This window comes from Bacillus cereus group sp. BcHK124, from assembly GCF_027712065.1.
Lineage (GTDB): Bacteria > Bacillota > Bacilli > Bacillales > Bacillaceae_G > Bacillus_A > Bacillus_A pacificus.
This window is the reverse complement of record NZ_JAQFPJ010000024.1, coordinates 1-19,151: the sequence shown is the minus strand read 5'-3', so window position 1 is coordinate 19,151 and position 19,151 is coordinate 1. Positions and strand designations below refer to the sequence as shown.

The window sequence follows — 19,151 nt, the reverse complement described above, 5'->3', positions numbered from 1 at the left end:
ATATGTTATTTACTGAAGAATTACGTAATCATGTTGGTGAGCTAGTGCAAGTTGTGACAGCGGCCGAAATTGTTGCAGGTATTCTGTTATCTGTGACAGACGGGGCAGTAAGTGTTCGTACTTCTCCTTCTTATGGACCACCGGAAGATGTAGTTGTACGTATTCCTATCATTTCTTATGTTCGCTTGGAAGGGTAAGCGTGGTACAAGTATGAGGGTATCAGTTATTATTCCAGCGCATAATGAAGCGAGTACTTTATCACAAGTTTTAGTAGAAGTGGAGAAATTGAAACCATATGAAATTATCGTAGTAGATAATGGATCGACAGACGGAACAAAAGAAATAGCCTTACAACATCATTGCCATGTCATTTATTATAAATATTCTCTTGGTAATGATGTTGGACGGGCAATTGGTGCAAGAGAAGCGAAAGGCGACATTGTTTTGTTTTTAGACGGTGATATCGTCATTGATAATAAAGAGCTACAACGTTTTATAAAAGGCATTCAGCAAGGTCACCAAATTGTTGTGAATAATTTAACATGGTCTGTTTATTTAAAGATGAGACCGCATTATACGACAGTTGGCAAATTTATGTTGAATCGTTATTTGAATAAAAAAGAGCTTGTTGTTGGATCTTTAATCGCAATTCCGCATGCAATGAGTAGGGAAGTTATTCAAAAGTTTGGTTGGTGGAATTTAGCGGATCCAGCATTATTTCAAGCGATAGCGATGTCTAGAGGAGTAGATATTGTTGATATGGCTTCTGTCGATGTCATTCATACAAATAAAGTGCGTCCCGTTCATACTGGTACATCACCTGGCTCTCCTTATCCGAAAGCGACTAGTCGTATTATGGGGGATCATTTACGTGCTTTGCAATACGTAATCGAAATATATGGTAAGCGTGGTGGCTTTTCGGAAGGAAATAGGGATAGAGCATTTATAGGAAAGTATAAACCAGTTTTATTACAAAAGAAAAAAGCGAAATATAGTGCGATTATCCCAGTATCAGAAGAAAAGACGACTATAAGATCTGTTATACAAGAAGTGAAAAAATCAGGTGTAGATGAAATTATAGTTGTTGCGAATGGAGCGGACGTTGAGACAATTAAACAAGCGAAGCTAGAGAATGTCATTGTTATTGAATTTGAGGAAGCGCTTGGACATAATGTAGCCCGAGCGATAGGAGCTATGCATGCTACGGCCGATATTTGTTTATTTGTCGATGGTGATTTTGTTATTCCAGGAAAAAAACTAATTCCATTTTTACATGCTATTGAAGATGGAAATGATGTGGCATTAAATGATTTACAGTGTTTATTAGATATGTTTCATCCGGCAGACCCAATTAGCATGGGAAAATATTTTGTGAATTTAGTAGCGAAACGACCAGATTTATGGAATAACTCATTAACGGCAGTACCACATGCTATGCATAAAAAAGTAATAGAGAAAATCGGATATGATTCTCTTATCATTCCGCCACTCGCTCAAATGAAAGCTATTTTGGAGGGATTCTCTATTACAGCGGTAGAATTTGTAGATGTTATAAAAACAAATCGAGTACGCCCAGAGCAACATGGATTTGTAAATGGGCGTATTCCAGCATTTGATCGTATTTTCGGTGATCAACTCGAGGCGATTGCATATTTATTGCAATCCACAGACGAGCGCGGGAGTTTTACAGATGGAGAGCGGGATAGAAATATCATTCAACAATTGAGAAAGGAAGAAGAGAATACAGATGAATGTTAGTAGTACAGTTGCCATTATCGGATTAGGATATGTTGGTCTTCCTTTGGCAGTTCATTTTGCAGAGAGAGGACATACAGTACTTGGATTAGATAAAGATACTAGAAAAATAGAATCAATTATACAGGGAGAAAGTTATATTCCAGATGTTTCTTCTAAATTGTTACAAAGTTTATTGACTAGAAAAAAATTAATAGTAAATACACCGGATCAAGGTATTGCTGATTTTCAAAATAGTGATTACGTTATTGTCACTGTCCCAACCCCAATTAATGAACAAAGAGAACCAGACTTAAGTGCCCTCATTTCAGCTTCGCATTATATACAACAAAACCTTCAAAAAGGACAAACCTTCATTTTTGAAAGTTCCACATATCCAGGTACGCTCGAGGAAGTTATTATTCCGATTATTTCTCAAACAGGAAAAAAGGTAGGAGAAGATTTCTATATTGGATATTCTCCTGAGAGAATTGATCCAGCTAATAGTCAATATTCAGTTCAAACGATTCCAAAAGTCATTAGTGGACAAACAGAAATGTGTAAACAAAAAGTACAGGCTTTGTATAGCACTATATTTGATGTAGTTGTTCCAGTTAGCTCCCCAAAAGTAGCAGAAATGTGTAAGCTATTTGAAAATATTCAGCGCTTAGTCAATATTTCATTAGTAAATGAGTTAAATATACTATGTGAAAGTTTAGGAATTGATTTTTATGAGGCACTTGAAGCGGCATCTACAAAACCGTTTGGATTTACGCCGTATTGGCCAGGACCAGGGATAGGGGGACACTGTATTCCGGTAGATCCTTTATATTTCCAGTGGAGAATAAAAAAGAATGGAGCAATTAGTCAATTAATTGAGGCGGCACATGTAATTAATGAGGAAATGCCAGAGAAAGTGGTCCGGAAAGTAAAAGGTGTGGTGCAATCACCTGCAACGGTTTTAATTGTAGGGATTGCATATAAAAAAGATGTAAATGACTTAAGAGAATCACCAGCGTTACCAATTATTGAATTGTTAATAAAAGAAGGATATGAGATAGCGTATCACGATCCATATATTTCTTCTGCAAAATTTGGAGATAAGGTGTATCAATCTGTTTCTTTGGATGAACAAGTCGTTAAACAAGCGGATTGTATTTTAATTTTAACAGATCACTCTAATATCGATTGGAAGATTTTTAAAGGGATAAAGCAAGTCGTAGATACACGTGGAATTATAAAGAAGGTGAGTGTATGAGTAAGAAATGTTTAATTACAGGTGGAGCAGGATTTATTGGATCACATTTAGCTGAAGAGCTGGTGAAAAGAGGTTATGATGTCACCGTCGTTGATAATTTCTATAAAGGGAAAAATAAATATCATGATGAGTTAATGAAAGAAATTCGGGTTATTCCAATAAGTGTTTTAGATCGAAATTCTATTTATGAATTAGTGAATCAACATGATGTAGTGTTTCATTTAGCAGCAATTTTAGGTGTGAAAACGACAATGGAAAAGAGCATAGAGCTTATTGAAACGAATTTTGATGGAACGAGAAACATTTTACAAGCAGCGCTAAAAGGAAAGAAGAAAGTTGTTTTTGCGTCTACTTCAGAAGTATATGGTAAGGCAAAGCCACCCTTTTCTGAAGTAGGAGATCGATTATACGGTGCAACTTCTAAAATACGTTGGAGTTATGCAGTTTGTAAAACGTTAGAAGAAACATTATGTTTAGGATACGGTTTAGAAGGCTTACCTGTAACGATTGTTCGTTATTTTAATATTTATGGTCCAAGAGCGAAAGATGGTCCGTATGCAGGGGTAATCCCGCGATTTATCCGCGCAGCACTGCAAGGAGAAGACATTCTCGTATATGGAGATGGAAAACAGACACGTTGTTTTACGTATGTAAGTGATGCAGTAGAGGCAACGATTCGAGCAATGGATGAGAAGGTAAATGGTGAGATTATTAATATAGGTTCTGAGAATGAAAAGAGTATAAAAGAAGTAGCAGAAGTAATTAAAAAGCTAACGAAATCTTCTTCAAAGATTGTTCAAGTTCCTTTCGAAGAGGTATATCCACATGGCTTTGAAGAAATTCCAAATAGAAGACCAGATGTAACGAAATTAAGAGAACTTGTTCAATTTCAAGCGAAAGTAACGTGGGAACAAGGGTTGAAAGAAACTATTAAATGGTTTCGTGAAGAAAACAATGGCTAAGTCACTATCGATTATTATACCTGTATGTAATGAAGCGGATACGATTTCAGACGTTATTCATTCGGCAAAAGGATTAAATCCAGTAGAGATTATTGTAGTAGCAAACGGTTGTAATGATGGAACAGAAGAGGTTGCTGATCGTTTAGGGTGTAAAGTAATCAAGTATACAGAGCTACTGGGGAATGATGTTGGCCGTGCAGTTGGCGCAAAACACGCGATAGGTGACGTATTACTATTTATAGATGGAGATTTTGCTATTCAAACTTCAAAGTTACAATTATTCCTAAATCCAATTTTACATGATCAGGCCGACATCGTTTTAAATAATTTGGATGCGTTATTTTTAAAGAAACAAAAACCGCACTCAGTGACAGTATGGCGCCAAATATTAAATGCAATGCTAGAGCGTGAAGAGTTAAAGATTGATTCTTTATTATCTGTACCTCACGCGTTGACGAAAGAAGTTGTTCAAAGCATTGGGTATGAATGTTTTGTTAATCCTATTGTCGCTCATTTACGCCTTATTCAAAGCAAATGGAGAATTAGTCGACATTGTGCAATTGACGTTATTACACCAAATAAATTTCGGCCGACCGAGCATGCTGCGTATGGCACGGGTCTTTCTCATTCTGAAAAAAGGATGATAGGTGACCATATAGAAGCTGTAGCGGAGCGAATAGTAGGTAGCGATGAACGCGGAGGGTATTATGATGGAAATAGGAAAAGAGATAGTGTCTATCATACTTTAGATTTTAAAGATTTTTATCAAGGATGGGGCGTTACATCGAATTTGTATAAGGGAAAGCAATTATCGGTCATTATTCCTGTACAAGATGAAGAGAAAACAATTGGAAACGTTATAGAAGAACTTCGTAAAATTGAACCTTTTGAAATTATCGTTGTTGTAAATGGTTCGTCTGATCAAACAGCAACGATTGCAAAAGAAAAGGGAGCAACGACAATTGTATATAAAGAAGCACTCGGAAATGATGTGGGGCGCTCACTTGGAACGTATTTCGCAAAAGGAGAAATTGTGTTATTTATAGACGGCGATTTTGTTATTCCAGCGAGTGAGTTATATCCTTTTGCGAAAGCTATTGCAGATGGAACAGACGTTGCATTAAATGATCTAAATCATTATTTAGATTTAAGAGTACCGCTTCATCTTGTAACTGCATTTAAATATGCATTAAATTTAGCTTGTGATAGAAAAGATCTAGGCGTAGGCTCTCTTATCGCTGTACCGAATGCGTTTAGTCGTAAGTGTTTGAAAGAAATTGGATATAGATCTTTACTGGCACCGTGTGTAGCTCAAGTGAAAGCTATTCTTTCAGGATTTGAAGTTGCATGTGTAAGTCGTGTTGAAGTCGATAAGATGAACCGTATTCGACCCAGTGAACATTTTGCTAAAATAGGTCATCCACCAGCTGTACTTCGAATTATTGGTGATCATATAGAAGGGTTAGAGCAATTAATTGTATTAACAGGCAGTCGTGGTGGATTCCATGATGGAAATAGAAAAAGAGATATTTTATCCGACTTTAATGGGCAGTAAGACCCCCACTGATTAAAGTTTCATTTTATAGGTAACAAAAAAGTGTACAACATATGTACACTTTTTTGTTCTGCTATAAAAACTATAACAGATTAGGAGATAAGAGTATTACAGCTCTACAATGGGTATTGTTCTTATATTACAAAATAGGACTCGTATATAAGAATACCAAAAAAATACAATTAAGGAAAGGGTTAATTTTAAAGACTTTCAAATGAAGTTAACACTATGTATATAGTAGTTTGCTCAATATTTCACAAACATGTCACAACTATTTCGTTCACTTTCGTAAAAAAGTAGTATTCTAAGTGTGTAAGCTGTTATATAAAAAATCTTAGTCCTGTACTAATCAAAAATGGAGGAGATTAGGATGACTCAAGTATTAGAAAATGTTAAAAACGCATGGGAAAACTTTAAAGGTGAAAAATGGAAAGCAGAGATTGATGTTCGCGATTTCATTTTAAATAATGTAAACGTTTACGAGGGAGACGAATCTTTCTTAGCGGGAGCAACTGAAGCAACGAAACAACTTTGGGATCAAGTAATGGATTTAACAACGAAAGAACGTGAAAACGGTGGCGTTCTTGATATGGATACAAAAATTGTTTCTTCTATTACATCACATGAACCAGGATATTTAAATAAAGAGACTGAAAAAGTAGTCGGTTTCCAAACTGATAAACCATTTAAACGTTCTTTACAACCATACGGTGGTATTCGTATGGCGGAACAAGCTTGTGAATCTTATGGATACGAAATGGATAAAGAGCTTAGTCGTATTTTCAGAGATTGGAGAAAAACTCATAACCAAGGTGTATTTGATGCTTATACACCAGAAATGAGAGCTGCTCGTAAATCAGGTGTTATTACTGGTCTTCCAGATGCATACGGACGTGGACGTATTATTGGTGACTACCGCCGCGTAGCATTATATGGAGTAGATCATTTAATTGAAGCGAAGAAAGTAGATTTAAATTTAACTGGCGGTGTAATGAGTGAAGATACAATGCGTTTACGCGAAGAGTTATCTGAGCAAATACGTGCACTTCAAGAGTTAAAACAAATGGCTGCTTCTCATGGCTTTGATATTTCTAAGCCAGCAACAACTGCTCAAGAAGCATTCCAATGGTTATACTTCGCATATCTTGCAGCAATTAAAGAGCAAAACGGAGCTGCAATGAGTCTTGGACGTACTTCTACATTCTTAGATATTTATATTGAAAGAGATTTAGCAAATGGTACTTTAACAGAAGAAGACGTACAAGAAATTGTGGATCACTTCATTATGAAATTACGTCTTGTGAAATTTGCAAGAACACCTGATTATAATGAATTATTCTCTGGTGACCCAACTTGGGTAACTGAGTCTATCGGCGGTATGGCATTAGATGGCCGTCCATTAGTAACAAAGAACTCATTCCGTTTCTTGCATACACTAGATAATTTAGGACCAGCTCCAGAACCAAACTTAACAGTTCTTTGGTCTAAACAATTACCACAGAACTTTAAAAACTACTGTGCGAAAATGTCTATTAAAACATCAGCAATTCAATATGAAAATGATGACATTATGCGTGCTGACTACGGCGATGATTACGGAATTGCTTGTTGTGTATCTGCAATGAGAATTGGTAAACAAATGCAGTTCTTCGGCGCACGTGCAAACTTAGCAAAAGCATTACTATATGCGATTAACGGTGGTAAAGATGAAAAATCTAAAGCACAAGTTGGTCCTGAGTACGCACCGATTACTTCTGAAGTATTAGATTATGAAGAAGTTATGCATAAGTTTGATATGACAATGGAATGGTTAGCGGGTCTATATTTAAACACATTAAATGTTATTCACTACATGCACGATAAATATAGCTACGAGCGTATTGAGATGGCACTTCATGATACAAATGTTCTTCGTACAATGGCAACAGGTATCGCAGGTCTATCTGTAGTAGCAGACTCTTTAAGTGCAATTAAATACGCAAAAGTAAAACCAATTCGCGATGAAAACGGAATTGCAGTTGACTTTGAAATCGAAGGAGATTTCCCTAAATACGGTAACAATGATGACCGTGTAGATGAAATTGCTGTAAATCTTGTGAAAACATTTATGAATAAACTTCGTAAACACAAAACATATAGAAATTCTGTTCATACAATGTCAATCTTAACAATCACATCTAACGTTGTATACGGTAAGAAAACTGGTAACACTCCAGATGGTCGCCGTACTGGAGAACCATTTGCACCAGGTGCGAACCCAATGCATGGACGTGATACAAAAGGTGCGTTAGCTTCATTATTATCTGTAGCTAAATTACCATATGAAGATGCACAAGATGGCATTTCTAATACATTCTCTATTATTCCAAAAGCACTTGGTAAAGAGGATGAAGTACAAGTACGTAACTTAGTATCAATGCTTGATGGTTATGCAGTAAAAGAAGGACATCACTTAAATATTAACGTATTTAACCGTGAAACATTAATGGATGCAATGGAACATCCTGAGAAATATCCACAATTAACAATTCGCGTATCTGGTTACGCTGTAAACTTTATTAAATTAACTCGTGAACAACAAATCGATGTAATTAACCGTACAATGCATGAAAGCATGTAAATGAAAAAAGTGTCCCTCTGCATTTTATAAATAGCAGAGGGAGGCTGTTTCAATAAAGGAGGAAGTAACATGGTAAAAGGAAGAATTCATTCTGTAGAGTCTTGTGGTACTGTTGATGGCCCAGGAATTCGTTATGTCATATTTACACAAGGGTGTTTATTACGTTGTCAATATTGTCATAATGCTGATACGTGGGAGATCGGTAAAGGAAAAGAAATAACAGTCGAAGAAGTAATGCAGGATGTGACATGTTACCTTCCTTTTATTGAAGCTTCCGGAGGCGGTATAACAGTTAGTGGTGGGGAACCATTATTACAACTAGATTTCTTAATTGAATTATTTAAGAAATGTAAGGAAATTGGAATTCATACAACAATTGATTCTTCAGGTGGTTGTTATTCTGAAGAACCAGAATTCCAAAATAAGCTAGATATTTTAATGGAGTACACAGATTTAGTTTTATTGGATTTGAAACATATTGATTCAAAGAAACATCGTAAATTAACAGGAAAACCAAATGAACATATTTTACAATTTGCTCGTTATTTATCGGATAAAAATAAACCGATTTGGGTGCGACACGTATTAGTTCCTGGTATTACTGATAATGAAGAGGATCTACAAAAACTATCTAGTTTTATTCAAAGTCTGTCTAATGTTCAGAAAGTTGAAGTGCTACCATACCATAAGCTTGGTGTATATAAATGGGAGGCACTTGGGCATAAGTATCCACTCGCAAATGTAGAACCGCCTACTGAAAAAAATGTAGAAGAAGCAAGACATATTTTACAAGCAGTCTAATCCAAATATTGGGTTAGGCTTTTTGCTTTCTTTACAATAAAACCTAGAGTATATATGGAGAAAAGAGTATACTGAAAATAGAATATCCATATTTTTGTAAGGAATAAGTGGAGAAATTTACATAATTGTAAAGGGAAATCAAAATAGTAAAAAGAATTAAGAAGTAAAAGAGTGAGTATCATGGAATAGAGAACATTTGTAAGTTATTGCGAAAGCTCTTATAGGAAAGTATAATGTAAAGATATGAGCACAGATAGGATTAAGGGGTCAATCTTATATGCTTTGCATATCCACGACAGGTACATAGCTGAAAGTGAAATATTAGAGTCTGTTTATGTAATTTTTAAGGAAAATGTTTTTCCTATTGTCGTATATGCAATATGGAGAAACAATAAGCTAGGAGTGGATTTGTTTGATAAAAAACCCCAAGGTTTTAATATTAACTGCACATTACGGAAACGGTCATGTGCAAGTAGCGAAAACATTAGAACAAACATTTCGCCAAAAAGGAATTAAAGATGTAATTGTATGCGATTTGTTCGGAGAATCACATCCGGTTATAACCGATATTACAAAATATTTATATTTAAAAAGTTATACAATAGGAAAAGAATTGTACCGCTTGTTTTATTATGGCGTAGAAAAAATTTATGATAAAAAAATAGCATCTTGGTATGCTAATTTTGGAAGAAAACGTTTGAAATTACTTTTACAAGCGGAGAAACCGGATATTGTTATTAATACCTTTCCGATTATAGCTGTACCAGAATTAAAAAAGCAAACAGGTATTTCAATTCCTGTGTATAACGTATTAACGGATTTTTGTGTGCACAAAATATGGATTCATCGGGAAGTAGATCGTTATTTTGTAGCAACTGATCACGTAAAAAAAGTTATGGTTGATATTGGTGTGCCTGCGGAGCAAATTGTTGAAACTGGAATTCCGATTCGTAGTAGTTTTGAGTTAAAGATCAATTCAGATATTATATATAATAAATATCAGTTATGTAAGAATAAAAAGATTTTACTAATTGTAGCAGGTGCTCATGGAGTATTAGGAAGTGTAAAAGAACTATGCCAATCATTTATGTCAGTACCTGATTTACAAGTAGTTGTCGTTTGTGGGAAAAATGAAGCGTTAAAACAGGATTTATTAGGGTTACAGGAAAAAAATCCTGATGCATTAAAAGTGTTTGGTTATGTAGAAAATATTGATGAACTATTCCGTGTTACTTCTTGTATGATTACAAAGCCAGGCGGTATTACGTTAAGTGAAGCGGCAGCATTGCAAGTACCTGTCATTTTATATAAGCCTGTTCCAGGACAAGAAAATGAAAATGCGATGTACTTTGAAAGAAAAGGGGCTGCAGTTGTCATTCGTGATGATAGTGAGGTTTTTGCAAAAACAGAGGCGTTATTACAAGATGATATGAAGCTTCTTCAAATGAAAGAAGCGATGAAAAGCATTTATCGCCCAGAGCCAGCTGATCATATTGTGGATACAATTTTGGCAGAAAATCATGTAGAACCGAATCATATACCTATTAAATCACCTGCTCTTGCACAATCATTTACTTAATATGAAACCCTCTTTTGTATGTTTAAAGAGGGTTTTTTATTGTTTTCCAAGATAAAGACTTATCCACATGAAGAGTGCGCTTTCATTAAACAGTAAAGTCGGAATATTAACAACTATATCCACATTATCCACAATTTTTAGAAAAATATCCACAATTCTAACATTTGATGTGCGTTACAACATACAAACTTGTGAAGGGTTTTTGTAATTTATTCACAATTCTATAAATTATGTGGATAACGTTATCCACAGAAAAAATATGTAATGAGAATGAATAATTAGGGGGGAGAACTTCTAATTATTCATTCTCACTTTAAATACTTTTTGAGCGATAACCCGCTGCGCGATCTGCTTTACGAAATTCTCGTTGGTAGAGAACTTCTTGTGTACTAGATAATGCGTTTTTTGCTTTGTCACGTTTCTTTTTATCCATTACAAATCACCTCGTGTCCTAAATTTACTATATATCGTTTCCAGAGACATGGGGTGATATACGTATATATCAAAATGTTAATGGTTAATTATTATTTCTGAAAATTTAGATTACGCTTCTTTTAAGTGATGAGAATCTTGGAACGTTGTATCTCGCATTGTAGCAAGTGTATATTGATCTTTTGGAATTTCATATAAGTTATATACTTCTTCATTCGCGTTAATTTCATCATAAACGGATTTTCTTGTTTCGTTTGCTAGATTTACATATTGTAATTTTTCTGCAGCTTTAATAGAACGAATATTTATTTTGCGAATACGCATAAAGATCGTTTCAATATCTAACTCGTAGAAAAGTTCGCTAAAAAATGAATCTTTTGCCAATTTATTGTAGCCTTTTCCGTGATAAGGTTTGCCAAGCCATGTTCCAAGGAAGCCGGCTTTTTCTTGCACATCAAATAAAGTAATTGTTCCGATAGGGTTACCCCATTCGTCTAAAATTGTGCGTGAAATTAATTCCCCACGCTCTTCAGCTTCAATCGTTTGTTTCGTTAAAAATAAATATTCCTCATAAGAATAAGCCTTTTGACGCACAAAAGGGAAGACAGCTGGATCCACCATTAACTCGTATAGAACGTGGCTGTCGTGTAAGTCGCGTTTTTTCAACATACTAACTCCTCCTCACACGAGGGTAGCATGACGAAAAAACACCCCACCCTCGAAATTTTTATATCAATCTTTAAAAAATTTCGGGGTGGGAATCGAACCCACTAGAACCAGTTTCTAACGCTGGTGGCGCACCATTTGCCTTCCCCATTCATCAATTTGAAAATGATAATCACGACACAAATTGATTATGGTTTCATTCAGTTTATAATCGTATAATACTTTATCTAGTCAAAAAAATAAACTAGTTTTTTTTATTTTTTTTGTAAATTATTTTTCCATCAATCATAGTTAGTACAGGCTTGGCTAAATAATGGAAAGGATGATGGGTCCAGAGCACAAGATCGGCGTCTTTTCCAGTCTCAATGCTTCCAATTCTATCCTCTAAACGTAAATTTCGCGCTGGAAATATAGTGATTCCTTCTAGTGCAGTTTTTTCGTCTAATCCTTCCCTTACTGCGACAGCAGCACAAACATTTAAATATTGAATGGGTGTATAGGGGTGATCTGTTGTGATGGAAACTTCCACTCCATTTTTTGATAATATATGGTAAGTATCCCATGTTTTATTTTTTAGTTCGATTTTAGAACGGCGTGTAAGCGTGGGGCCAACTGAAACCTTCAAATTGTGTTTTGAAAGCTCTTCAACAATAAAGTGTCCTTCTGTACAATGTTCAATACGTAAATCAAGATTGAACTCTGTTGCAAAGCGTAGAGCAGAACTAATATCATCTGCTCGGTGAGCGTGGATACGTACGGGTATTTCACGGCGTAATGCTTTTAAGATAGGAAGCATTCGAAAATCAGCTTCATGCCCGTAGTGCTGTGCTTCATAGAATGATTCCCGAAGTAATCCCATAATTCCCATACGCGTAATGGACTCTTTTGTGCCATTACTATGGACCTTTTTAGGATTTTCTCCAAAGGCAATCTTTAAGCCAGCAGGCTCTTGAATAATCATATGATCAATACAAGTTCCAGCTGTTTTTATTACACAAGTCGTACCACCGATAATGTTTTGACTTCCTGGCATAACGTGAACAGTTGTGATTCCATTTTGTACCGCATCTTGAAATGCAATATCAAAAGGGTGAATTCCGTCCAAAGAACGGATATGTGGTGTTGAAACTTCAGATGTTTCATTTGCGTCATTGCCAGCCCAACCAGTACCTTCATCATAGAGACCAAGATGGGTATGGACATCAATAAATCCAGGTAAGAGATGAAGAGCACGTGCGTCTATAACTGTCATATCTTGAGTAGGTTGAATGGAAGGCTTGACCTCAGCAATTTTTTCTCCTGTAACGAGTACATCCCCTTGAAATTTTTGGGATGTAATAGGATAGACAATGGCTTGTTTGAGCAATATTTTCATAGGTACCTCATTTCTGTTACTTTATAATGTTAATGGAATGTAAAGGAAAGTAACTGAAAGATTATTTGTGTAATAATGCTCCGGATGCTAGAAAATGAAAGTTTTGAAAGGGCCTCCTGTAAAACTGTGTTTTAGAAGTACTACATTGTATGCGAAAGTATATTTTGTAATGCATGGTCTATTGACGGAAATGTGTATTGATATCCATGCTCAATTGCTTTACTAGGCAATACATGTTGCCCTTCTAGTACAAGTATGCTCATTTCACCAAGTAAAGCGTGAAGCATAAATGAAGGGACAGGTAACCAATGAGGTTTTTTTATTATAGTTGCAATGATTTCTCCAAATTCCTTCATTCTTATAGGCTCGGGAGCTGTAATGTTAAGAGGTCCATCAATTTCTTCTTTGTGTATGATGAAATCAATCATGCAAGCGACATCATCTATATGAATCCATGATAACCATTGGTTTCCAGACCCGACTGTACCTCCGATATAAAATTGATAGGGAAGTAGCATCTTTGGAAGAGCTCCTCCGTCTGGCCCTAAGACGACTCCGAATCTTGCGTAGATTGTTCGTATTCCGAGAGAACGTGCTTTAGATGCTTCTTGTTCCCATGAATATACTGTATTTGCTAAAAAGTCATTTCCAGGAGTCACATGCTGTTCTGTAAAAGACTCAGTTTCAGACGTTCCGTAGTATCCAATTGCGCTTGCGTTAATAAATGTGTGTGGTTTTGTAGGGAGTGCCTGCAATTGTTTAATGAGTCCTTTTGTTGTTTGAATTCTACTGTTTAAAATGACTTTCTTTTGTTTCTTTGTCCATCTACTATTAATAGACTCTCCAGCTAGATTAATAACTACATCAATAGAAGAGAGGGGGAAGGTTCGTAAATCTGGTGTCCATTGTACATACTGAAGGTTAGGATCGGAAGTTTCAGCAGTTTTTTTTCGCGAGAGAATGTAAACAGTATATCCTTTTTGAATAAAAAAAGTAGAAAGGTATTTACCGATAAAACCGGTACCACCAGAAATTGCGATTTTCACAATTATTTCCTCCTCATTATATATATTCTTGAAAAGCAAAAACGTTCCTTGACTATGTTAAAATAATAGAGAGGTGAGAGTATGGCTGTCATTACAAAAATAGAAGTGCAAAAACGATCGAAAGAACGGTTTAATATTTATATCGATAAAGGTCAAGGTGAAGAATACGGATTTAGTGTGAATGAAGTAATCTTAATAAAACACGGATTACAAAAGGGCTTAGAAATTGATGAAATAGCGTTAGGAAATATTTTGTACAATGAAGAGGTACAAAAAGCATATTTACAAGCAATTTCCTATTTATCCTATCAAATGAGAACGAAACTAGAAATAGAAGATTTTTTACGAAAAAAAGAAGTGGGACAAGCCATCATCTCTGAAGTCGTTTCGAAATTATTACATGACCGATATATTAATGATAAAGAGTATGCTATTTTATATACGAGAACACAAAGTAATGTGAATCGAAAAGGTCCAACGGTTATTAAAAGAGAGCTGTTAAATAAAGGTGTTCAGGATCTAATTATTACGCATAGTTTACAAGAATATCCGAAGGAAAAGCAAATTGAGAATGCTTTAATTCTTATAGAAAAGAAAAAGAAATCTTATCAAAAGCATTCCTTTTTACAAATGAAGCTAAAGTTAGACGAAATGCTTGTTCGTAAAGGATATTCTAGAGATGTGATTCAAATTTGTTTGGAAGAATTGAAAGACGAAAAAGATGACGAAAAGCAACAAGAAGCGTTACACTATCATGGGAATAAATATTATGAGAAATATAAGAAGTATGATGGATGGACATTTGAAAATAAGATGAAACAAGCGTTATATCGTAAAGGATTCTCTATTGATGAGATAGAGATATTTTTACAAATGAAACGCGAAGAGGGATGAGGGAACAAAATGAATATGCCAAAACGCTACAGTGAAATGACACCATATGAGCTAAGGGAAGAAATTGGGGTTTTGAAAGAGCAAGCGATAAAAGCTGAGCAACTTGGAATTGTAAATGAGTTCGATGTATTAATGCGAAAGATAGCAATGGCTCGCGCTTATATGACTGACATAAACAAATTCCATATCGGTGAGACATATGAATTAGTAGAAGAACCTGGTATATTATTTGAAATTACGTATTTCAATGGGGTATTTGCTTGGGGACATAAGCAAAATGATAATGAAGAGATTGGAATACCGATTTCTTTATTGCAAGAAAAATAAAAACCAGAGAGCGAATATCTCTCTGGTTTTCATCTTTGGTAGGCGTTACAGGAGATAGGAGATTCTAAAATTGGCGTTTTTTACATTCATTCGCCAATATAATGAGAGACTGGGTTTGTTGCGTCTGTCCGTTAACTTGCGCTTTTGCATGTTTCGGACGAGTCCACGTATGGTTAAATAATTCAGAACGACTATCTAAGCGATCACGGTAGCTCATCTTTATCACCTCGTGTAGGAAGTTAAGTTACTTTGTTACTACTCTTCCTGCTGATTTGCAGCACGCATACGTTCTTGTGGGTGCGTGTTAATTGTGCCGTTAGGTCGTTTCGAAGCGAAGCGTGATTTCGCTTTCGGTTGACCGTCGATTTTGCTGTTGTTTTTTGACTCAGACCAAAATTCGGCTTGTTTACCCATTGCGAACGCCCTCCTCATCATCAGTTGATACCTCTTGAAGAAGTATCAATTATAGAATGTGCAAAATAGAAGAAACTATCCTTTAGAAATGAAGGGATAATTAGGTAAAGGAGACTAGAACATGAATGATATTTATGAAGCATTAACGAAAGAACTATTAGACAAAAATGACAAGCTTTCTTACGCGCAAGCTCGTGCGTGGGTTGAATTACTATGGGAAGATTTTCAAACGACTTATGCGAAATCAGGTCGTTATCAAGGAGAAGAAATGACCGAACAAGTGGTGCGATCATGGATTAATAATCATGGAGGACGCCTTCATGAAATGCGTACAAATAATCCGAAATATAGCCATCTAATCAATCAAGAAGATCATTTGAAACATTAAAAAAAGCGACTGAAGTCGCTTTTTTTAATGTGGAAGTAACTCAAGTTTTTTTCGAAGTTTTTCTTCACTAAAAATCCATCCTGTATAGGAACTAATAATATTTAAATTATGATCGAGTTGAACGATCGCAACGAATGGATAATAGTCTTTACTGCGATATCGCAAATCAATGAATCGAACTTCATAATAATGATCATAATCGAAAATGTCCCAGCGATATACAGGGGAGAAAGATAAAAATGCTGAGATGTTTTCATCTTGTTTAGCTGCGTGCATAATAGCATTATCTGGGAACGGTACCCGATCGAACTTATCATAAATCATGATGTTACCGCGATGCCATCTAGCAACGTAGTAATAATCGGTTGTAACGACTGCTAAATGATAATGATAAAATCGATAAGAAGGAGAAATGATTATCTTCTCAACATTTTTGAAACGTTTTTGTACAACGCTTCTTATATTTCTATGCATCATAATCCGTCCGATGTAGTAAACAATCATTAATATATACGCAGCTAAGGCAGTATATCCTTTATGGGAACCTACGAGCATACAAGCAATTGCGAGTATATGGATAAAGAAAATGACGGTATCAAATGTATTAATGATGCCGAGCGCTATCCATTTTTTTGTGAAGGGCCGTAATGCTTGTGTACCGTAGGCATTAAAAATATCTACAAAGACATGAAGAAAGACGGCAATAAAGGACCAAAGTAGTAGATGCAAATATGGAGCGTCTGAAAAGAAGGCGAAAGAGATGCCACTTATAAGGAAAGACCAAAGAATCACTGCAGGAATGGAATGAGTAATCCCACGATGATTTCTTATATATTTAGCGTTATTACGCAATTTTAAAACTGTATCGATGTCAGGAATATTGGAGCCGGCAATTGTAGCAAGCATAACTGCTTGTGGCCCAATATCACTTTGTGCTATGGCTGGATCTAACGTGGCCAAACTGCCTAGAGTAACGCCCATAACAAGGTGAGTGGCTGTGTCCATAGAAATCCACCTCCGTTTTTTATTAATGTAACTCTTTTTATTCGATACCTCAAGTCCTTTGCCTTCTATTTCCTATGTCATCTTACTTAAATTTTTTCCTAAAATCTTTATAATAGTACTTATATGCAAAAAAATGAGGGGGACCAAGTTTGACACTTGAAATATTAAATAATTTTAACATAGAGCAGTTTCAAAATGATTTAATTGGTTGGTTTGAAAAAGAGCAACGCGACTTACCGTGGCGTAAAAATAAAGATCCATACCGTGTTTGGGTTTCGGAAATTATGTTGCAGCAAACTAGGGTAGAAGCTGTAAAACCATATTACGCAAATTTCATGGGGAAGTTTCCTACTCTAGAAGCTTTGGCAAATGCTGATGATGAAGAAGTGTTAAAAGCATGGGAAGGTTTAGGGTATTATTCTAGAGCGCGAAATTTACATGCAGCCGTAAAAGAAGTAAAAGAAGTATATGGCGGGATTGTGCCAAGTGATGTAAAGAAGATTGAGAAATTAAAGGGAGTCGGTCCCTATACAAAAGGTGCTATTTTAAGTATCGCATATGGTATACCAGAGCCGGCAGTTGACGGAAATGTTATGCGTGTATTATCTCGCATTTTATCAGTATGGGATGACATTGCAAAACCGAAAACGAGAAAAGTGTTTGAAGAGATTGTGCGTGAAATTATTTCGGCTGAAAATCCATCTTATTTTAATCAAGGTTTGATGGAATTAGGAGCACTGATTTGTATTCCTAAAAATCCAGCATGCTTACTTTGTCCTGTACGTGAGCATTGCAGGGGATATGCTGAAGGTGTTCAAAAGGAATTACCAGTAAAAAGTAAAGCGAAAGCCCCTACGATGGTACCGATTGTTGCAGGAGTACTTCAAACAGAAGATGGTCGTTACGTCATTAATAAACGTCCAAGTACCGGTTTATTAGCCAATATGTGGGAGTTTCCGAATATTGAACTTGGCGAAGGGATTCGTAATCAGAAGGAACAGCTTATAGATTATATGAAAGAAAAATTTGAGCTTTCGATTTCTATTGAAGAATACGCAATGAATGTACAACATACTTTTACACATCGCACTTGGGATATATTCGTATTTTACGGAAAAGTAACTGGCGACATTGTTGAAACAGATACATTGAAAATTGTATCGAAAGAAGCATTTGAGCAATTACCTTTCTCTAAATCGCATCGTACGATTTATGAGAGTTGTGTTGAGAAAATTACAATGCAATAAAGTGAAACTTTAATCAGTGGGGGTTTTCTTCATCCCCCACTGATTATTAGCCGTCACCAATCGGACTTTAATGGGCAGCCCGCCCCCCCACCTAACTTCTTTGCTTTCGCTGCATTTTGAGGTGGGGGTCTTACTGTCCATTAAAGCGGGATAAACAAAAAAGTGTTCCCTAGATTGGGAACACTTTTTTAATCGTAAGAAATTTTTGTCCCATGAGTCCAACTAGCATCACCCTCTTGTAAGCCACCTCTTGATTCAATTTCTATTACAATTTCTTTGTAGATACTTTGACCTTCTGTATTTAAATACGGCAGAATCTGTTGTAATGAATGATGAAAATAAGCTAATTCATCTTCTTTCCACTCATTTTTTGAAATCATCGTTAGTTCAGTCATATCGCGTCCTATATACATATTTCCACCTCCATTTTCTATAGTTTGAATGAGTGACAAGAGATATATACGGAGATTAAAAAAAGAAAATCACGGATAGCTTCTAAGTGAATTGGTTACATTATTGGTTGTGGAGGTGAGAAAGATGAGTAAAAAACAACAAGGTTATAACAAGGCAACTTCTGGTGCTAGCATTCAAAGTACAAATGCTAGTTATGGTACAGAGTTTTCAACTGAAACAGATGTGCAAGCAGTAAAACAAGCAAACGCACAATCAGAAGCAAAGAAAGCACAAGCTTCTGGTGCACAAAGTGCAAACGCTAGTTATGGTACTGAATTTGCAACTGAAACAGACGTGCATGCTGTGAAAAAACAAAATGCACAATCAGAAGCAAAGAAAGCACAAGCTTCTGGTGCACAAAGTGCAAACGCTAGTTATGGTACTGAATTTGCAAC

The 19,151-nt window shown here is 35.8% G+C and carries 21 protein-coding genes; 13 read left to right on the top strand and 8 right to left on the bottom strand.

The window, feature by feature from the left end; genetic code table 11:
• Positions 1-2: 2 nt before the first annotated feature.
• The 8 genes from PDK19_RS23550 (at position 3) to PDK19_RS23515 (ending at position 10,509) form a co-directional block, all read left to right on the top strand.
• Positions 3-197, top strand: a complete 195-nt coding sequence (locus PDK19_RS23550; RefSeq protein ID WP_000899480.1) for a hypothetical protein — start codon at positions 3-5, stop codon at positions 195-197.
• Positions 178-1,758: a glycosyltransferase family 2 protein gene (locus PDK19_RS23545; RefSeq protein ID WP_000458459.1), complete on the top strand. Its 1,581-nt coding sequence runs from the start codon at positions 178-180 to the stop codon at positions 1,756-1,758. Before PDK19_RS23550 ends, PDK19_RS23545 begins: the two co-directional genes overlap by 20 nt.
• Complete coding sequence (locus PDK19_RS23540; protein WP_270708135.1) at positions 1,748-2,992, top strand: nucleotide sugar dehydrogenase; 1,245 nt, start codon at positions 1,748-1,750, stop codon at positions 2,990-2,992. Before PDK19_RS23545 ends, PDK19_RS23540 begins: the two co-directional genes overlap by 11 nt.
• A complete protein-coding gene (locus PDK19_RS23535) occupies positions 2,989-3,954 on the top strand; it encodes an NAD-dependent epimerase/dehydratase family protein (protein ID WP_049110724.1) in 966 nt (321 codons plus the stop codon). The genes PDK19_RS23540 and PDK19_RS23535 overlap by 4 nt, the downstream gene beginning before the upstream one ends.
• Positions 3,947-5,509, top strand: a complete 1,563-nt coding sequence (locus tag PDK19_RS23530) for a glycosyltransferase family 2 protein (protein WP_049110721.1) — start codon at positions 3,947-3,949, stop codon at positions 5,507-5,509. Before PDK19_RS23535 ends, PDK19_RS23530 begins: the two co-directional genes overlap by 8 nt.
• Before the next feature lie 370 nt (positions 5,510-5,879).
• On the top strand, positions 5,880-8,129 hold the full coding sequence (gene pflB, locus PDK19_RS23525; protein WP_074615572.1) for a formate C-acetyltransferase: 2,250 nt from the start codon (positions 5,880-5,882) through the stop codon (positions 8,127-8,129).
• Positions 8,130-8,198: 69 nt separating this feature from the next.
• The gene (pflA, locus tag PDK19_RS23520) at positions 8,199-8,930 is read left to right on the top strand and encodes a pyruvate formate-lyase-activating protein (RefSeq protein WP_000238472.1); all 732 of its coding nucleotides are present in this window, start codon (positions 8,199-8,201) and stop codon (positions 8,928-8,930) included.
• Positions 8,931-9,342: 412 nt separating this feature from the next.
• Positions 9,343-10,509 carry a diglucosyl diacylglycerol synthase gene (locus PDK19_RS23515; RefSeq protein ID WP_000594712.1) on the top strand — a complete coding sequence of 389 codons (1,167 nt, stop codon included), beginning with the start codon at positions 9,343-9,345 and terminating at the stop codon, positions 10,507-10,509.
• 313 nt (positions 10,510-10,822) lie between these two features.
• Here PDK19_RS23515 and PDK19_RS23510 read toward each other — a convergent pair whose 3' ends face one another.
• From PDK19_RS23510 to PDK19_RS23495, 4 genes are all read right to left on the bottom strand, one after another.
• Positions 10,823-10,942, bottom strand: a complete 120-nt coding sequence (locus PDK19_RS23510) for a YfhE family protein (protein ID WP_000358480.1) — start codon at positions 10,940-10,942, stop codon at positions 10,823-10,825.
• Between the two features lie 110 nt (positions 10,943-11,052).
• Positions 11,053-11,610 (bottom strand): GNAT family N-acetyltransferase, encoded by a 558-nt coding sequence (locus PDK19_RS23505; RefSeq protein ID WP_000914741.1) that lies wholly within the window; start codon positions 11,608-11,610, stop codon positions 11,053-11,055.
• A 241-nt stretch (positions 11,611-11,851) separates the two neighbouring features.
• Positions 11,852-12,982, bottom strand: a complete 1,131-nt coding sequence (locus PDK19_RS23500) for an amidohydrolase (protein ID WP_000698310.1) — start codon at positions 12,980-12,982, stop codon at positions 11,852-11,854.
• 140 nt (positions 12,983-13,122) lie between these two features.
• Entirely contained in the window at positions 13,123-14,028 is a 906-nt protein-coding gene (locus tag PDK19_RS23495) for a TIGR01777 family oxidoreductase (RefSeq protein WP_074615100.1), read from the bottom strand.
• Between the two features lie 81 nt (positions 14,029-14,109).
• Between PDK19_RS23495 and recX the strand changes: the two genes are divergently transcribed.
• Both recX and PDK19_RS23485 read left to right on the top strand, forming a co-directional pair.
• Entirely contained in the window at positions 14,110-14,922 is an 813-nt protein-coding gene (gene recX / locus PDK19_RS23490) for a recombination regulator RecX (RefSeq protein ID WP_000268520.1), read from the top strand.
• A 9-nt stretch (positions 14,923-14,931) separates the two neighbouring features.
• Positions 14,932-15,249: a YfhH family protein gene (locus PDK19_RS23485; RefSeq protein WP_001057035.1), complete on the top strand. Its 318-nt coding sequence runs from the start codon at positions 14,932-14,934 to the stop codon at positions 15,247-15,249.
• 64 nt (positions 15,250-15,313) lie between these two features.
• On the opposite strand, the gene PDK19_RS23480 is transcribed toward PDK19_RS23485, so the two are convergent.
• On the bottom strand, positions 15,314-15,466 hold the full coding sequence (locus tag PDK19_RS23480) for a YpzG family protein (protein ID WP_000122093.1): 153 nt from the start codon (positions 15,464-15,466) through the stop codon (positions 15,314-15,316).
• Positions 15,467-15,504: 38 nt separating this feature from the next.
• Positions 15,505-15,663 (bottom strand): small, acid-soluble spore protein K, encoded by a 159-nt coding sequence (locus PDK19_RS23475; RefSeq protein WP_000517891.1) that lies wholly within the window; start codon positions 15,661-15,663, stop codon positions 15,505-15,507.
• A gap of 121 nt (positions 15,664-15,784) precedes the next feature.
• Between PDK19_RS23475 and PDK19_RS23470 the strand changes: the two genes are divergently transcribed.
• Entirely contained in the window at positions 15,785-16,051 is a 267-nt protein-coding gene (locus tag PDK19_RS23470) for a YfhJ family protein (RefSeq protein ID WP_000998157.1), read from the top strand.
• A 24-nt stretch (positions 16,052-16,075) separates the two neighbouring features.
• Here PDK19_RS23470 and PDK19_RS23465 read toward each other — a convergent pair whose 3' ends face one another.
• Positions 16,076-17,056, bottom strand: coding sequence for a metal-dependent hydrolase (locus tag PDK19_RS23465; protein ID WP_000379121.1), 981 nt, complete (start codon positions 17,054-17,056; stop codon positions 16,076-16,078).
• A gap of 149 nt (positions 17,057-17,205) precedes the next feature.
• On the opposite strand from PDK19_RS23465, the gene mutY reads away from it, so the two are divergent.
• The gene (gene mutY, locus PDK19_RS23460; RefSeq protein ID WP_000171402.1) at positions 17,206-18,303 is read left to right on the top strand and encodes an A/G-specific adenine glycosylase; all 1,098 of its coding nucleotides are present in this window, start codon (positions 17,206-17,208) and stop codon (positions 18,301-18,303) included.
• 188 nt (positions 18,304-18,491) lie between these two features.
• Here mutY and PDK19_RS23455 read toward each other — a convergent pair whose 3' ends face one another.
• The gene (locus tag PDK19_RS23455; protein ID WP_000275435.1) at positions 18,492-18,716 is read right to left on the bottom strand and encodes a hypothetical protein; all 225 of its coding nucleotides are present in this window, start codon (positions 18,714-18,716) and stop codon (positions 18,492-18,494) included.
• A gap of 109 nt (positions 18,717-18,825) precedes the next feature.
• Between PDK19_RS23455 and PDK19_RS23450 the strand changes: the two genes are divergently transcribed.
• Positions 18,826-19,151 (top strand): gamma-type small acid-soluble spore protein (locus PDK19_RS23450; protein WP_270708142.1); only part of this gene is annotated, 326 nt, incomplete at its 3' end.

Bases quoted from the DNA above. Each gene is read 5' to 3' on its own strand.
- PDK19_RS23485 (WP_001057035.1), top strand. From the start codon at position 14,932: ATGAATATGCCAAAACGCTACAGTGAAATGACACCATATGAGCTAAGG.
- PDK19_RS23455 (WP_000275435.1), bottom strand. From the start codon at position 18,716: ATGTATATAGGACGCGATATGACTGAACTAACGATGATTTCAAAAAAT.
- pflA (WP_000238472.1), top strand. From the start codon at position 8,199: ATGGTAAAAGGAAGAATTCATTCTGTAGAGTCTTGTGGTACTGTTGAT.
- PDK19_RS23500 (WP_000698310.1), bottom strand. From the start codon at position 12,982: ATGAAAATATTGCTCAAACAAGCCATTGTCTATCCTATTACATCCCAA.
- PDK19_RS23545 (WP_000458459.1), top strand. From the start codon at position 178: ATGTTCGCTTGGAAGGGTAAGCGTGGTACAAGTATGAGGGTATCAGTT.
- PDK19_RS23530 (WP_049110721.1), top strand. From the start codon at position 3,947: ATGGCTAAGTCACTATCGATTATTATACCTGTATGTAATGAAGCGGAT.
- PDK19_RS23510 (WP_000358480.1), bottom strand. From the start codon at position 10,942: ATGGATAAAAAGAAACGTGACAAAGCAAAAAACGCATTATCTAGTACA.
- PDK19_RS23540 (WP_270708135.1), top strand. From the start codon at position 1,748: ATGAATGTTAGTAGTACAGTTGCCATTATCGGATTAGGATATGTTGGT.
- PDK19_RS23475 (WP_000517891.1), bottom strand. From the start codon at position 15,663: ATGGGTAAACAAGCCGAATTTTGGTCTGAGTCAAAAAACAACAGCAAA.
- pflB (WP_074615572.1), top strand. From the start codon at position 5,880: ATGACTCAAGTATTAGAAAATGTTAAAAACGCATGGGAAAACTTTAAA.
- recX (WP_000268520.1), top strand. From the start codon at position 14,110: ATGGCTGTCATTACAAAAATAGAAGTGCAAAAACGATCGAAAGAACGG.
- PDK19_RS23550 (WP_000899480.1), top strand. From the start codon at position 3: ATGTTATTTACTGAAGAATTACGTAATCATGTTGGTGAGCTAGTGCAA.
- PDK19_RS23465 (WP_000379121.1), bottom strand. From the start codon at position 17,056: ATGGACACAGCCACTCACCTTGTTATGGGCGTTACTCTAGGCAGTTTG.
- PDK19_RS23505 (WP_000914741.1), bottom strand. From the start codon at position 11,610: ATGTTGAAAAAACGCGACTTACACGACAGCCACGTTCTATACGAGTTA.
- PDK19_RS23470 (WP_000998157.1), top strand. From the start codon at position 15,785: ATGAATGATATTTATGAAGCATTAACGAAAGAACTATTAGACAAAAAT.
- PDK19_RS23480 (WP_000122093.1), bottom strand. From the start codon at position 15,466: ATGAGCTACCGTGATCGCTTAGATAGTCGTTCTGAATTATTTAACCAT.
- PDK19_RS23535 (WP_049110724.1), top strand. From the start codon at position 2,989: ATGAGTAAGAAATGTTTAATTACAGGTGGAGCAGGATTTATTGGATCA.